This window comes from Lysinibacillus sphaericus OT4b.31, from assembly GCF_000392615.1.
Lineage (GTDB): Bacteria > Bacillota > Bacilli > Bacillales_A > Planococcaceae > Lysinibacillus > Lysinibacillus sphaericus_B.
Genome location: NZ_KB933464.1, coordinates 1 through 219 on the forward strand (window position 1 = coordinate 1; position 219 = coordinate 219).

The window sequence follows — 219 nt, forward strand, 5'->3', positions numbered from 1 at the left end:
CGAGGAAAAAGGCTATGAATCTTTTCCTTGGTTTATCAAACGTGCGCACAGTCCATCCAGAGGGCTTTACAGTGTACATATCAACCCATATCTCATTCCCTTCTTTATCGGGTTACAGAACCGGTTTACGCAGTTTCGGCTTAGTGAAACAAAAGAAATCACCAATCCGTATGCCATGCGTTTATACGAATCCCTGTGTCAATCTCGTATGCCGTCTTC

1 protein-coding gene is annotated in these 219 nt (G+C 43.8%); it reads left to right on the top strand.

The window, feature by feature from the left end:
• Positions 1–79 precede the first annotated feature (79 nt).
• Positions 80–219 (top strand): RepB family plasmid replication initiator protein (locus H131_RS26270; protein ID WP_329600460.1); only part of this gene is annotated, 140 nt, incomplete at its 3' end.